General features: G+C 34.1%; 11 protein-coding genes, 4 pseudogenes and 1 riboswitch. Of the genes and pseudogenes, 8 read left to right on the top strand and 7 right to left on the bottom strand.

Annotated features, from left to right (window positions below):
* The first annotated feature begins 484 nt into the window (after positions 1-484).
* The 4 genes and pseudogenes from BM012_RS21520 to BM012_RS27310 all read left to right on the top strand — a co-directional run bounded on the left by BM012_RS21520 (position 485) and on the right by BM012_RS27310 (position 1787).
* On the top strand, positions 485-748 hold the full coding sequence (locus BM012_RS21520; protein WP_061803066.1) for a hypothetical protein: 264 nt from the start codon (positions 485-487) through the stop codon (positions 746-748).
* A 35-nt stretch (positions 749-783) separates the two neighbouring features.
* Complete coding sequence (locus BM012_RS21515; RefSeq protein WP_061803065.1) at positions 784-1026, top strand: DUF3953 domain-containing protein; 243 nt, start codon at positions 784-786, stop codon at positions 1024-1026.
* A gap of 527 nt (positions 1027-1553) precedes the next feature.
* Positions 1554-1607, top strand: a pseudogene (locus BM012_RS27315) (hypothetical protein); the annotation flags it as partial.
* Positions 1608-1667: 60 nt separating this feature from the next.
* A complete protein-coding gene (locus BM012_RS27310; RefSeq protein ID WP_407719613.1) occupies positions 1668-1787 on the top strand; it encodes a hypothetical protein in 120 nt (39 codons plus the stop codon).
* Between the two features lie 194 nt (positions 1788-1981).
* Here BM012_RS27310 and BM012_RS21505 read toward each other — a convergent pair whose 3' ends face one another.
* Entirely contained in the window at positions 1982-2476 is a 495-nt protein-coding gene (locus tag BM012_RS21505; protein WP_061803063.1) for a hypothetical protein, read from the bottom strand.
* Positions 2477-2885: 409 nt separating this feature from the next.
* Positions 2886-2986: riboswitch (TPP riboswitch) on the top strand.
* Positions 2987-3133: 147 nt separating this feature from the next.
* Here BM012_RS21505 and BM012_RS21500 point away from each other — a divergent pair.
* The 3 genes from BM012_RS21500 to BM012_RS21490 all read left to right on the top strand — a co-directional run bounded on the left by BM012_RS21500 (position 3134) and on the right by BM012_RS21490 (position 6556).
* Positions 3134-3886 carry a 3-oxoacyl-ACP reductase gene (locus BM012_RS21500; protein ID WP_061803062.1) on the top strand — a complete coding sequence of 251 codons (753 nt, stop codon included), beginning with the start codon at positions 3134-3136 and terminating at the stop codon, positions 3884-3886.
* An 81-nt stretch (positions 3887-3967) separates the two neighbouring features.
* Complete coding sequence (locus BM012_RS21495) at positions 3968-5275, top strand: LLM class flavin-dependent oxidoreductase (protein WP_061803061.1); 1308 nt, start codon at positions 3968-3970, stop codon at positions 5273-5275.
* A gap of 720 nt (positions 5276-5995) precedes the next feature.
* Positions 5996-6556, top strand: a complete 561-nt coding sequence (locus BM012_RS21490; protein ID WP_061803060.1) for a hypothetical protein — start codon at positions 5996-5998, stop codon at positions 6554-6556.
* 164 nt (positions 6557-6720) lie between these two features.
* Here the strand turns inward: BM012_RS21490 and pulA are convergent.
* The 3 genes and pseudogenes from pulA to BM012_RS21480 form a co-directional block, all read right to left on the bottom strand.
* Positions 6721-8880, bottom strand: a pseudogene (gene pulA, locus BM012_RS21485) (type I pullulanase); the annotation flags it as partial.
* Between the two features lie 33 nt (positions 8881-8913).
* Positions 8914-9285, bottom strand: a pseudogene (locus BM012_RS27305) (pullulanase X25 domain-containing protein); the annotation flags it as partial.
* A 681-nt stretch (positions 9286-9966) separates the two neighbouring features.
* Entirely contained in the window at positions 9967-10797 is an 831-nt protein-coding gene (locus BM012_RS21480) for an STAS domain-containing protein (protein WP_061803058.1), read from the bottom strand.
* A gap of 61 nt (positions 10798-10858) precedes the next feature.
* Between BM012_RS21480 and aspA the strand changes: the two are divergent.
* Positions 10859-11158, top strand: a pseudogene (gene aspA, locus BM012_RS21475) (aspartate ammonia-lyase); the annotation flags it as partial.
* Between the two features lie 1620 nt (positions 11159-12778).
* Here aspA and BM012_RS21470 read toward each other — a convergent pair.
* From BM012_RS21470 to BM012_RS21460, 3 genes are all read right to left on the bottom strand, one after another.
* Positions 12779-12961 carry a hypothetical protein gene (locus tag BM012_RS21470; protein WP_061804553.1) on the bottom strand — a complete coding sequence of 61 codons (183 nt, stop codon included), beginning with the start codon at positions 12959-12961 and terminating at the stop codon, positions 12779-12781.
* A gap of 116 nt (positions 12962-13077) precedes the next feature.
* A complete protein-coding gene (locus BM012_RS21465; protein WP_061804554.1) occupies positions 13078-13284 on the bottom strand; it encodes a hypothetical protein in 207 nt (68 codons plus the stop codon).
* Positions 13285-13521: 237 nt separating this feature from the next.
* Positions 13522-13860 carry a hypothetical protein gene (locus tag BM012_RS21460; RefSeq protein WP_061804555.1) on the bottom strand — a complete coding sequence of 113 codons (339 nt, stop codon included), beginning with the start codon at positions 13858-13860 and terminating at the stop codon, positions 13522-13524.
* Positions 13861-14141: the final 281 nt, after the last annotated feature.

The following is a 14141-nucleotide window of genomic DNA, read 5'->3' as shown; positions in this document are numbered from 1 at the left end:
CTTACTCGTATGTATCCAAATTTTCTATTTTCCATTTTTATACTCCTTTTGTGTTTCTCTCCCTATTATTCTATCAAAAACGTTCGCAAAAGTGTATGTTTTTCTAAGGACGTTCGTAATTTAAATTAAAACTTAAATGAACATGAAAAAGTCTAGATTTCTAATCAAAAAGAAATGATCGTAAAAGTAAACTTTTATGGACGTTCACTTTACGAACTTTCTATTGGTGTTCATTCTTTATAGAGTCATATGGTAATTAAAAGTAAGTGAAGGGTATGACCGTTATGCTCATTCGTAATGGAAAAAAGCGCCAACTCGTTGTTATTAAACGGGTTGGTGCTTTTTTACTTCCGTGAACAAAAATTATATAAACTAACGTTGTATAGGAAATTCAGTTACTTTCTATTTTTATTTTTTCCATTTTATGAAATAATTGTTTAGTTCCTTCACAATTAAATCATTACATATGTAAGGAGGGAAAATGATGAAACGTGCAGTAGGAATGTTTTTTATTATTCAATCTTTATTAACTTACTTTATTATGGATGCACTTTATGCTCCTTTCAAAGTGACGGATGAAATAATCGATACTGATTTGAAAACTGGCGTCACTACAGTATCATATGAATCACCTAGTGGGATCCATTTAATTTATGTCATTCCAATACTTACTTTTATTCTTGGAATATATTTTGTTCTAACCGAAAAAAAGAAAAGAGAATTGAAAATCCAACATTTTTATAACTAAAGGGTGCTTAAAGTAGATGATGTAGGAGGATAGATATGCTAAAAAGACTAAGAATTTTTTTATCAGTAATTGTACTCATTTTATCTGTGTATAGCCTAATTACTCAAAGTTTTAAGTTGATGCCTTATTCCATGTTCCTACTAGGCGCAATGATCTTAGTAACAGGATTAATGGAACTTAAAAAAGATAAAAAAGAATTTTGGGGTTATGTATGTATTATTGTATCTCTGTTCGCCGTGTATGTATCTATACAAGGGTTCTTATTAAATTGGGTTTAGTATCTGTAACTCTAAAAAAAGAAAGGAATGGTTATCTAAAAGATTTCCATTCCTTTTTACTGCTTATAAAATCTATTATGTTAACTAAGTTTATATGTGATATACAGTCTAAAAAGAGAAAAAACTACCTCATTCTAAGGATTTTCTGTATGTCGATTTGTTAATGTGTCATATTGTGCATAAAGGCGGATAGAAACGATTCAAAGAATAAGAGGGCACTATAGGAATAGTACTATTTAAATGACTTTGATAAGTGTATTTTGGGTGCTTTAAAACCTGGAGGAAAAGCAATAAATCACTACCTTCTCAATAGGGTGTACTCTATTGAGAACGAAATTGACACAGGAATATGATTGAAATGTATGTTGTCGGTGTTCATAAAATATAATGATCTTTAAGTTGGAACTTCATTCCAATTTTAGATTATTATCATTAATCCATTATAAAAATGTTAAAATAGGAGCCGAAATAGATAGGGAGGGTAGATAAATGAAGAGTACAGGGATTGTCAGAAAGATTGATGCGTTGTGCTTCCGAAGGAATTAAGACGCACATTAGAGATTGAAAAGAGTGATCCTATAGAAATCTTTGTAGACGGGGAGAGTGTCATCTTAAGAAAGTATCAACCTGGAAATGCATGTATGATAACTGGTAAGGTATCCGATGATAATATGATGTTGGCAAACGGAAAATTAATCGTAAGCCCTAAAGGCTTGGAGATTATTTCAAGAGATATTCAAAGAGTTATTGAAAAATCATAAATCAAATAATACATAGAAAACAGCAGCCATAACATTGCGGCTGCTGTTTTAAGGGAATTCGTAAAAGTATACCTAAGCAGAAAAGAAAAAGCACAAATTCGTTGGGAATCAACGGGTTTGTGCTTTTTTACTTCCGCGAACATATTTTATGTTAACTAAATTCCCCTTTATTAAGGTTAATATCTAAAAATATTTTAGCTCTCCATATATTCTTTAAGGCTTATTAGATTAGGGAAATTAAAAATATTTCTCTTCAATGTATCTACAATATTCTGATTATCGGTTGTCACAATAATTAATTCCCCATCAAAAAATCCAACTTCCATAACTGCATTTTTAATAGGTGACATATAATCTTCTTCCCAATAATGTTTGTTATATTCAATTACTGGAAGGCGCTCAATGTCTTTGATATTTAGATTTTCTTTGACAGCTACCATAACACCGAATACCACTACTACTTCCTCATGTTTTAGCAATTCCTCTAATTCTTGTCCTGTTAATGTGAAATTTACTTGGCGAAAAATGGAATCCTCTAACTCTTGCCTTCCTTTAGATGCATAGGCCGTTAAGTCGCTAAATATCCAGTTATAATCTGTAATGCTTATTTGGGTATGTGAAAAGAATGTACGAAGCAGATGTGGATCTATGCTCGTTCGATAGTCCTTTATACAATATCTCATACTCATTTTATTTTCCCCTTTTTATCGCCAAATAGGTTAGGTATTTATCTTAAATTCTATTTTTTATCATGTTTTCCTTCACTTTGTCCATTAACCTATGCAAATAGTCCGCAAAAGTACACTTTTATGGACGTTCACTTTACGAACTTTCTGTTTGTGTTCACTTTTTATAGAGCAAAAAGGGAATTAATGGATATGACCATTATGTCTGTTCATAATAGAAATAAATGTAAAAATGTTATTGTTAAACATTTTTGCACTTTTTTACTACATGGAACATGTTTTATATAAACTAGAATTGAATCAAAAATTCAGTAATGTTAATTTTAGAATAACAAAGTTATAGAAATACTTTAACTAGTCATATTTCCTTGACATAAATTTCTTAAAACTATAACATTGAATTTAACTTAAATATATGCACTAGGGGTGTTATTTAACTGAGATGAGTATTAACTCAAACCCTTTGAACCTGAACTAGTTGAAACTAGCGTAGGAAAGTGTAAACTCTAATACATACTTAAAGGGCAATCGTGCCTTATTCTTAATATGTAGTTATTTGTTTTTACGCAACTTTCCTATGGGAAGGTTGCGTATTTTTTATTTTATCTATCATTTTATGATTTAAGTTTCATCAAGATTAAAAATATAGGAGTTGTTATGATGACTAGAACAGTATTAGTAACAGGTAGTAGTAGAGGTTTAGGAGCAACTATTGTAAAGACATTGGCACAACAAGGATTTCAAGTGGTTATCAATTACTATAAAAGCAAAGATGCTGCTGAGAAGCTCGTTTCTGAGATTGGTGAAGAGAATGCTATTGCAATTAGGGCTGATGTAACCAATCGTAAAGAAGTAGATAAATTGATAAAAAAGGCAACGGAATATTTTGGTCAAATAGATGTTGTAGTCAACAATGCATTAGTAGACTTCAAATTTGATCCAAACAAACAGAAAACCTTCACAGAACTCACGTGGGATGATTATCAAAAACAACTAGATGGTACTTTAAAAGCAGCATTTAATGTAGTTCAAAGCGTCATACCTCAATTTATTGAACGACAAAATGGAAGTATTATAAGTATAGGTACTAATTTATATCAAAATCCTGTTGTACCCTACCACGAATATACAACAGCTAAAGCTGGATTAATAGGTTTTACACGTAATATCGCTTCTGAATTGGGGCTATATGGTATAAAAGCGAATGTAGTTTCAGGTGGATTATTAAAAACGACTGAAGCCAGTGCTGTTACAACGCCAGAAGTATTCGATTTAATTGCTCAATCAACGCCATTGAAGAAGGTGACCACACCTCAAGATGTAGCCAATATGGTCGCTTATTTATCTTCGGAAAATGCGAACGGTATTACAGGTCAAAATTTCACAGTAGATGGTGGTTTGACCATGAACTAATAGCTTAAATTGCCATAGATAATCCTTCAAAAAAGGAGTATACAAGACAATTAATAATGATGTATTTTGAGGTGTGAACAAATGACAAAAACTAAAGAAAAACAACTACACTTAGGTGTTTTGCTGTATGGTTGTGGGCACCATCAAGCTGCTTGGTTAATGCCTGACTCAAGCGTTGAACGTATTGGAGACATTTCCTATTACCAAGATTTAGCTAAATTATCGGAAAAAGGTTACTTTGATGCAGTATTCTTTGCTGATAATCAATCATTTCCAGGTAAACATTCTAGTGATATGCCAGCATTTTGGTTTGATCCAATAGTCAATTTAACTGCTATTTCTCAAGTGACAAATCATGTGGGATTAGTTTCAACCATTTCAAGTACTTTTTCTAATCCTTTCACAGCTTCACGACAACTATTAAGTTTAGACCATATTACAAAAGGACGTGTTGGTTGGAATCTCGTTACGTCAATGACTGATTTAGAGGCGTTAAATCATAGTATGGAAGAACTACCTTCTCATGACAAACGCTATGAGAAGGCAGATGAATTCGCTGCTTTAATGAATAAGTTATTTCTTTCATGGGACAGTAATGAGTTTCTACATCGTCGAGAAGAAAGAAAATTGATAAATCCTTCAAACATTCAGCCTTTTAATCACGATGGTACCTATTTTAAAGTGTCTGGCCCATCCACTACGCCAAAAAGTCCGCAAGGCAAACCAGTATCAATGCAAGCAGGGGCATCTAAACAAGGCATTGCATTAGCCGCAAAATATGCCGATGCAGTCTATTCAGTGTCGTGGAACTTAAAGCAAGCAAAAAAATTTCGTAAAAAATTAGATGAACAAGTTAAACAAAGCGAAGACAGCAATAGACATATTAAAGTATTTCCAGGCTTAGTAACCTATGTAGGTCATACTCATGAAGAAGCCTTAGCCAAAAAAGCAGCATTAGATGAACAATTACCTCTTGAAACAGCTTTAAAACAGTTGAGTTTCTTTATTCAACAAGACTGTTCTAATTGGGAAATTGATAAAGAAGTACCTCAATTACCCCCAGTAGAAGAATTTACTGGTCCAGTTGGACGTTACGAAACGATACTAGAAATTATTAATGATACACAACCTACAGTAAGAGAATTATTAGGATATCTTAATGCAGGCGGTGGACATCACACGCTGATAGGTACACCAGACGAAATTGTGGATCAGATGGAAGTCTGGTTTGAAGCTGGTGTGGCTGACGGATTTAATCTTATGCCGCCTACATTACCCGGTAGTTTAGAAGACTTTGTTGAACTAATTGTTCCTGAAATGCAAAAAAGAGATATTTTCAGAAAGAAATATGAAGGTCATACCTTCCGTGAACATTTAGGGTTAATATAATAGACTATTATAAAATGACTGTACTAGTTGAAGAAGTAAGATGCTGGTATTAATATAAAAACTTGAGAATCTTCTCGTAAGAGTAAATTATAAGTGGACTTACTGATTCAGACAATGTTTATGTAATAGGGTATAATAATAAAAAATGTGAAGAAATAACAAATAAAAAAGATGGAAAATACATTGATGATTAGGTCTGCAATCGGGCGCCATCGTGGAACAACCCATTAATTTAAACGACTTTATTGTAACATCTATGGGATGTTATTCAGCAATTGCACCAAAAATTAAGTAACTTTATTTTTACACCGTTCGCATTTTCGGACGGTGTAATGTGTGTGTTTAGCTTACAAAAGTAAACAACTTTATTGTCCTTACACATTTAAAGTGTTAACAGTTACAAAACAAAAAGGGTCTTTGCTTAAAGATCCTTTTATTTCTTATAATGTATTTTATGTTAACTAATTCTTCCTAAATGACTTTTAATAATAAAATCCTTTTATTACCAGTATTAAAGAATTTTCTTATTTATATGGATAGGGAATATATTAGTAGTCTGTCTAATTTTATGGACTACTGTACATATATTTTAATTTGAATTCATCTCCATTTCTTGATAGGGTAAGGCATACAAAGGATATCAAGTAGAAATATAGGAAATTATCCACATACCTATAACGAACTTCATTTACTTTGGCAAATAAGATAGGAGAATTTACGATGAATAAGAAGTCAAAAAGGATTAGTTTAGTTTTTCTAGGTGTCATTGTACTTTTTATATTGGCAATGACATGGTCCTATTCCTATTCATTCTTTAGTATATATAAAACATATTCTTATCAACCTGATTCTGTTATGACTAAAGAGTATAAACAAGACGTGGACAACTTTAAACAAACATCTCAAATACATTCTAAAAATGATCTAACAAGTAAAAGAACCAAGGATATACTCAAGATATTTGAACAGGATTGGTTAACACATGAAAAAAAGTCGAAAATGAGCACACAAGAATTAGATACCATGTTACTTGAGGTAAAGGAAGCAAGAGTCACATTGTTAGACCTCAGTATCCAAGAAAACTACTCCAAAAAGGAGAGAGAGTACTTCATTGATAGTGTTAAAAGTTTAGTAGAGCTTGAAGAAAAAATTAATGACATAAGGAACGGTGAGTCCACATCTAGGAGAACGCTTAATACGCAATTCCATAATCTTCATACAAGTTTTATTAGTAACTTTAAATCCTTTACTACTTTCTATCAAGTAACTCAAGAACAATAGCATCTTTGTTAAGAGGAAAGCAAAATAGAGATTTAAATATCTTAAAAACAAACAGTCTGGTAAGATAAAATGATGTGAAAGGAAAAAGCACAAACTCGTTGTTATTGAAAGGGTTTGTGCTTTTTTTAATCCCTCGAATTTCTGTTATATGAACTAACCTTGAATTAAATGGGTTTATCTGTTTTCAAAATAAATGAACTTAAGGCAGGAACCGTAACTTTATTATCATGTATAGTGTAAAGAACCTTATCCCCTGCACGTTCCCCATCTACTAGTACTTTCCAAGGTCCTTTTGATGGAAGGGTAATTTCCACAGGTTCTCTATTAGCATTGTGAGCAACCATAAGATATTTGGCTTTATCCATATTCCCTTTGCCATCTATTATATAAGCTATAGTATTTTTTGGACTGTCAATAAACGTTAGGTATTTTTTGATTTGTTCAGCTGTAGTCATACGAAAAGCTAGGTGATTTTTACGTAATTCTATTAATCCTTTCATATAGTCTACTTCCTTATCAAATGTTGCACGGCGTTTCCAATCCATTTGGTTGACCGAATCAGGAGATTTGTAACTATTATGGTCCCCGCCCTTTGTCCGCATGAACTCTTGACCCGCATGTAAGAATGAGGTTCCCTGTGATGTTAATACAACGGAAGAAGACAACTTGTGCATTTGTTTACGTATTTTTTCGCTGTCATTTGGGTTAGTTAACTGTAGCTTATCCCATAATGTATGATTGTCATGAGCTTCAACATAGGTTAAAACTTGTTCAGGATCTTGGTAGGTAGCAATGTTCTTGTTATAATCAATTCCGCCCATGATTCCTTTCTTCATTCGTTCCTCTAAATTTTGTTTCCCATTTACAAACCCCTTATCATAATCGTAAAATACCCGGCCCTTTAAACCATCACGAATATCATCATTAAAATGAGCGATTCCTTTCATTTTCTCAGCGTTTTTTTGGTTAGCCTTTAATTCAGGAGAAAGAGGAGTGTTTAAATCCCATCCTTCTCCATGAAGAATAATAGAAGGATTAATTTTATCGACAGATTTACGTATATGATTCATGGTTTCAACATCGTGAATTCCCATCAAATCAAAACGAAACCCATCTAAATTATACTCGTCCGCCCAATAGGTTACAGAATCTACCATGAATTTCCTCGTCATCTTCCGTTCAGAAGCTGTATCATTCCCTACATCAGTCCCGTTTGCGAGTGAGCCATCGTCATTGTAACGATAGTAATAACCTGGGACTAATTTCTGAAAATTAGACCCAGCAACTTCATACGTATGGTTATAAACTACATCCATTACTACACGAAGGTCATTATCATGAAGGGTTTGGATCATTTGCTTTAGTTCTGTAATTCGAATAGTCGGGTCATAAGGATTCGTAGAATATGATCCTTCTGGTACGTTGAAATTTTTTGGATCATAGCCCCAATTATATTGGGGTTCATTTAACCTTGTTTCATCTACTGAAGCATAATCAAATATGGGTAAAAATTGAACATGAGTAACCCCTAAGTCTTTAATATGATCGAGCCCCGTCTTCACGCCTTGAGGACCAGTTGTTCCTTTCTCCGTTACGCCAAGATACTTTCCTTTATGCTTGATGCCACTTTCCTTCTGAATAGAAAGGTCACGTACATGTAACTCATAAATAATAGCATCTTCTGGATTTTTAAACTTTGGTTTTTTATCTTCCTTCCATCCCTTTGGATTTGTTTCGTTTAAGTCAACGACCGCACCTTTGTCCCCATTAACAGACGCAGCACGTACATAAGGATCAACAGCTTGAGTCCACTTACCACCAATCTTGACCTTATACGTATAAAAAACACCTTTGTGATTCCCTTTCAGTTTTGCGGTCCAAGTTCCTTTTTCGCCTTGTTTCATCGGGATCTCCTTACCTTTATGATCATCCCATTTTGTATATGTAACTAATCGTGCCTCACTTGCAGTAGGAGCCCAAAGACGGAATTTGGTCCCAGATGGAGTGTACACATTGCCCAAATCATTGTCATCATAATAAAATAATTCATTAAATTTCTTGCTACTAAATACTTTATCGGGTTCAGCTGTTACTGTACCGTAATTTTTCATTTTGACTGTATATGTCTTTTTTAAATCAAATTCTTGTTCGGTAATCACTTTAATCTTATTTGTAAGATTCCCATCAGTCGTGCCGAAAGGGCTAACTTCCTTAATTTTAACATCGTTAATTTCAATTTTTTGTGTGTCAATATCAAATGGAGCATTAGTAGTTATCGTCATTTCATTAAAATTATCGATTGTAGCTCTTTTAATGGATGGGTCAAGCTGAGTACTATCAGCAATGGCATGGGTATTGTCGTTAAAAGTGAAGGTAACTACTCTTTCTTCGGTTAAATTTAGTTTAATGTTTCCCCCACCTAGAACCCCCTTATCACCATAATTTTCATCCCAAGTTCCTCCAATGGCAATTTTATATTCATATTTCCCAGGGGGAAGTGTGCCTGTAAAGCTATATAATCCATTTCCTTGGTAGTCCATTTGTGTTATTTTAGAAGCTGTATCCCAATCCTTATCATTCCCTAATTCTGTTTGCAAGGTGCCAACAAGGACGACCTGTTTTGGGACGGATTCTGCCTCTACATGACTTGTTAATATTCCTGAGAATAATGGAATAATTAGTCCCAGTATAGTAACCAGTATCCATGCTGTTTTCTGCTTACCTTTCATAAAAAATCTCCTCCTTTGTTTTCTTATTAATTTAGGCAAACGTTTGCACAAATCCTGAAATTCAATCCATCATGTAGGAATCAATAAAGCTGTAGTTAATGAATCCGTTTTCAAAACTTGCGCTCAGTAGTCTATTATACTTTTTTTTACATACAAATCAATAGAATAATAGACAATTTTCATAATATTTAAATAAATAGATCTAATATTTGAGGAGAGATTGGTGAAATAACATCAAAAAATAACTTTCTCTAATTAAATATTACTCTTAAAGATTGTTTAAATAATGATTTTGAATTAATTCATTTTGAAAAGTAAAAACTTTAAGTATAAAATCGTGTCTAAAAGTATATATAAATAAAAAGCGCAAACTCGTTGTTACTGAACGGTTTTGCGCTTTTTGTGCTTCCTGGAACATGTTTTATGTAAACTAAGTTTATACATTTTATACAATAAAAAAGAAACAGTCTATAACAGATCTGTTTCTTAGGGAATTCCAATCCTACTAATCTCATACCCGGCATATTTAAAATGAAACATGTGACGTAGTATTTTTGAGATATATTTCTCTTCCTATAATCAACCTTAAGTTCACTAAATGTGTATAGGATGTTAGAAATCACAAAACTCCCTTTAATATTCGGGGTGGAGTTATGCTCTAAAAAATTATGAACCTATTAACTAATGCAAAAGTTTATCTATCGCATCTTTTAGCTTTCCGTAAGTTCTCAATCTGCTCATATCTATCCCTAATTGAACAGCTGTTAAGGAAATCTCTGGGCGAATACCTGTAATGGTTGTCTCAATTCCAAGTAAGTCCAACATCTTTATAACTTGGAACAAGTCATTGGTCATCATGGTATCAATGGAAGATACACCTGATAAGTCAATGATTAAGCAAGATAGATTGAGCTCTTTTGCTTGCAACAGAACTTTCTCCGCAAAGTTACTGTTCTTATAATCATTAATCTGACCAATGAGTGGTAGCACTCCTACTGTATCGGAAATACTAATGACAGGGGTACTAAGCTCAGAAATTAGCATTTGTTGAGCATGAGATTGTGCATCTGAAACTTGTTCATAATAAACTGTAAATAGTTCTATCGTCTGGTCAAATGCTTCATTTACTAACTTATTCCATAAAAAAAGATCTTCGTATGTGATGCTAGACGGATGAAGGTAGAAAAATGATTCAATTTGTTTTAAAAAAATTAAACGAAACTTTTTAAAATGTTTGATACTCTGATAAAGAGGTTCACCTCTCTGAGCCCTTCCTTTTGCAACTTTCTGTGCCCAATCACTAAGAGTTTCTAGTGATTTTCCAGTAAGAACTTTTACAATTGTACGGGTAAAATATTGATTTTGTTCTCGAAGATATTCGGTTGTCTCTGAAGAAGCATCAGCTGTATAAATAGAATTCTCTTCTACTTCTCGCGAATCTAGCCATTCTTGAGACATTTCATCGATATGTTGTAGTAAAAAGTCATGTAGTTTTTCTGTCATTTCACGCATAGAACGTTCTCCTTTATTGATATCTAACGTTTCCTTTCCCCTTTTGTGTAAAAGAGAAACTTCTACTAGTATGATGAACAATGGTTTCCGTTCATTTACCGACCATTTCTTAAAGGGTATCCAAGCAAGTGAAAATCACATGACGGAATATGTGGAGAAAAGTGTGGGAATTATTACAGCTATTAACCCACATCTTGGTGATGAAACAGCAGCAGAAATTGCAAGAGAAACCACTTTAGCAGGTAAATCTGTTAGAGAGCTTTGTTTGCAACCTGATGTGTTAACAGAAGAAGAAATGGATGTCCTCTTAAATTCATTTAAAATTCCAAAACCAGGAATTTATGGGGAGTATTTGATATAGTAAAAAAAAACCCACTTGATGGAGTGGGGTTTTTACTATCTCTAACATGTTTTATGTAAACAAGCGAATAGTTATATGTCATAAATATACTTAAGACCGCCTTATACACTATGTATTGGGTATGATTATTATTTCAAGAAGGCTAAAACCTTCACCTTCACCTATAGCCTAAAGGCTATTTGTTTTTTATATGAATAATACCTGTTCTCCTGAGCAAACTATAAGGGAAGCCGTGAGAGATCACGCTACTACTCATGTTTCGCCTAGAAAGAAAAAAACGACCTTGCTCCAAGGAGGTCGTTTTTTTCTATTTGTATTGACTTAGAAGGAAAAAGGCGTCTAAACCTTTATAAATGGGAATTTTAGAAATAAAAGCAACGATATAAATAGCCCAAATTTTACATTTATCTTCTGTTTTGTGAAGCCATATCCACTAAATGCAAAATTTGAGTCCTATAGTCAACATTATGGTGCGACAAGAAGTCGCTTTTATATAGTGTGGCTCACGCCACTAGTTTAGACGCAAAAGCTATCCCTGTCCAAAACTGCGGGCCTGGTAACGGGCTCGTGGATTGCATGCGGAAATGCGGAAACAGAGAGTCAGTGCACGGCTCGGAACACTGCTAGGGGAAGATGAGTATGGTGAACGAAAGTGAAGGTTTGTAAGCTTCGTAATGATTAGCTCAGGATAGTGCATAGATTTGCCTGGGTATTGGTAAGAGGAAAAGTAGATTCATAATGCTACTGTGCCGCGTCCCGCATCTTGCCCGGAGTAAAGAACCCACCTAACCTCGTCGTATCTATAAGATGCGAAACTTGGTAAGCCCTTTGTCATCTGTATAAACAGTAGGGAGATCGTAAGATCAAACGATGTGACAGAGGGTAAAGGATACGAGAGAAAGCAAATGCCATTATCTCGAAAGAGAACAGGAAAGCAGGAAACTGTATAACTGGATGGATACTATCGTCCTTACGGACAAACTTATGATAGGCCCGAAAGGGAGCTGACTTCTCGTTGGTCTCTCGTAGGTACATAAGGTTGTGGCTATCTTTTGACGAAAGAAACGTACTGTTATGTATACCTCCATTTGGAGCGTCGGCGTACGTTTTACTTACCATTATGGTGTGTGACGAAGATACGACAGCAAATGGACCTGCAATGGGAGGCTTGAGCCGTATGAGTTGAAAGGCTCACGTACGGTTCTTAGGGGAGTTAGGGGCAGCGATGCCCCTCGCTTACCCGACTGAACTGTCTCTAGAACCATGAATAATACTTAACGCTGTGAGCAAACTATTCAAAAGACAATGGGATGTCTTCTCGTAAATCTTTATTAGGCACTAGAAAAACTACTGATTTAATAATCAGTAGTTTTTCTATCTTAAAGACGTATATTACGTAAAAACCTTAAGTGTGTATATTTACATTAGTTAGTTGGATGTATGGTGTCATACAAAAGCACATGATTTCCTACAGGTAATGAAATATAAATAATTTCTTAGGAGATTAAGTGAAGTTGCTACGAAAAGCCCCCCTCATGACGAGTAGGAGCTCTTTACTCTCCTTCACCAGGGAAGAGAGAAGGAGGATTCCAATCTCTAGAAAGATGGAAAAGGAAAGGGCTATTGGTTTTGCTGTTGATCAGCTTGTTGATTCATCATTTGATTGCTTCCTTGTTGATTCATATTAGACAGTTGGGGTATCATATTTTGAAGCTGTCCACCACGTCCTGTCATCACGCTATAAGCAGCAGCTCCTATGCCAATAGAAGCGACAATAGGTAGTACTTGGATGTTGTTTTTCATGATTGATCATCTCCTTCCTTATCCTATTTGAAAATCTCCCTCCTATCTTCTGTGTTTTTCTCTTTTTTATTTCAATTAGATTCTTCCAAGGATGGAGAATTAAGATCAGTTTACCCTTATTTATCATATGGCTTAGAAGAATTGAATTTTTGTTCCTTTCGTAAAAGTTCTTCCAGTTTATCCTCAATATTTTTAAGCTTTCGATTATAATGTTTAAACGTTAAGTAACCTATCAAGGCTTTAGCCAAAAAAAATAAAATAACGGCCGAAATGATAATCCAATAGTTGTCTGTAAACTTATTTAAAATCTGACCAATTTTCATCTATAACATGCCTCCAACTTTTTGGTTATTTTTTATCAGCTCCAACATTATTATGCTGAAGTTTTGACAGCAATCCTGTATAAAGACTGGAGGATATTTGTTTTATTTTCTTTAAAAAAGATGATACAGGATTACAAGTTATTCAAAAAAACAATGATAGACGAGTCATAGTCAATGGTATTTTCTTAGTGAAAAGTAAAAGAGGCCGGTTCCTTTGAAGAGAACCAACCCCTTTGATTAATCATCTCTATTATCTTTATCACGCATATCTTCTGGATCTTCAATTGGATCTTCTTGATCTCGGTTTTGGTCTTTTTCATCATCTTTATTTATTGTATCATTTTCATCAACACCAGGGGCATTCTCATTTTGATCCTGATTATTTCCAAAGTTCATATCGTCCGCGTCCTGGTTATTTTCATTGTTTGTGTCATTTTCACCTTCGTTATTTGGAGCTTGTTCTTCATTCTGTTGCTGATCTTCTTGAGGGGAATCTTGATTATCATTTGCTGTACACCCTGTAATAAGCGTAATAGCAAATAGTCCCCCTAATGATTTCAATAACCATTCCTTCATTTTTATCTTACTCCTTCCCTATTAAATTCTATAATGCTTTTATATCTTCTCTGTTTTACCCCTTTTTATTCAATTAGTTCTTTATTGGCTCTGTAAATTAAATGGATCAAAAAATTGTAATATTCATAACGAGCAAAAGGACTTTAGTTGAAACAAACTAAAGCCTTTTACTTCTGATAATCTGTGTTATGGTGCGACAAGAAGTCGCTTTTATATAGTGTGGCTCACGCCACTAGTTTAGACGCAAAAGCTATCCCTGTCCAAAACTGCGGGCCTGGTAA

The sequence above is a fragment of the Priestia endophytica DSM 13796 genome (assembly GCF_900115845.1).
Lineage (GTDB): Bacteria > Bacillota > Bacilli > Bacillales > Bacillaceae_H > Bacillus_I > Bacillus_I endophytica.
This window is presented reverse-complemented; position numbering and strand designations above follow the sequence as displayed.

Bases quoted from the DNA above. Each gene is read 5' to 3' on its own strand.
- BM012_RS21520 (WP_061803066.1), top strand. From the start codon at position 485: ATGAAACGTGCAGTAGGAATGTTTTTTATTATTCAATCTTTATTAACT.
- BM012_RS21515 (WP_061803065.1), top strand. From the start codon at position 784: ATGCTAAAAAGACTAAGAATTTTTTTATCAGTAATTGTACTCATTTTA.
- BM012_RS27310 (WP_407719613.1), top strand. From the start codon at position 1,668: ATGATAACTGGTAAGGTATCCGATGATAATATGATGTTGGCAAACGGA.
- BM012_RS21505 (WP_061803063.1), bottom strand. From the start codon at position 2,476: ATGAGTATGAGATATTGTATAAAGGACTATCGAACGAGCATAGATCCA.
- BM012_RS21500 (WP_061803062.1), top strand. From the start codon at position 3,134: ATGACTAGAACAGTATTAGTAACAGGTAGTAGTAGAGGTTTAGGAGCA.
- BM012_RS21495 (WP_061803061.1), top strand. From the start codon at position 3,968: ATGACAAAAACTAAAGAAAAACAACTACACTTAGGTGTTTTGCTGTAT.
- BM012_RS21490 (WP_061803060.1), top strand. From the start codon at position 5,996: ATGAATAAGAAGTCAAAAAGGATTAGTTTAGTTTTTCTAGGTGTCATT.
- BM012_RS21480 (WP_061803058.1), bottom strand. From the start codon at position 10,797: ATGCGTGAAATGACAGAAAAACTACATGACTTTTTACTACAACATATC.
- BM012_RS21470 (WP_061804553.1), bottom strand. From the start codon at position 12,961: ATGAAAAACAACATCCAAGTACTACCTATTGTCGCTTCTATTGGCATA.
- BM012_RS21465 (WP_061804554.1), bottom strand. From the start codon at position 13,284: ATGAAAATTGGTCAGATTTTAAATAAGTTTACAGACAACTATTGGATT.
- BM012_RS21460 (WP_061804555.1), bottom strand. From the start codon at position 13,860: ATGAAGGAATGGTTATTGAAATCATTAGGGGGACTATTTGCTATTACG.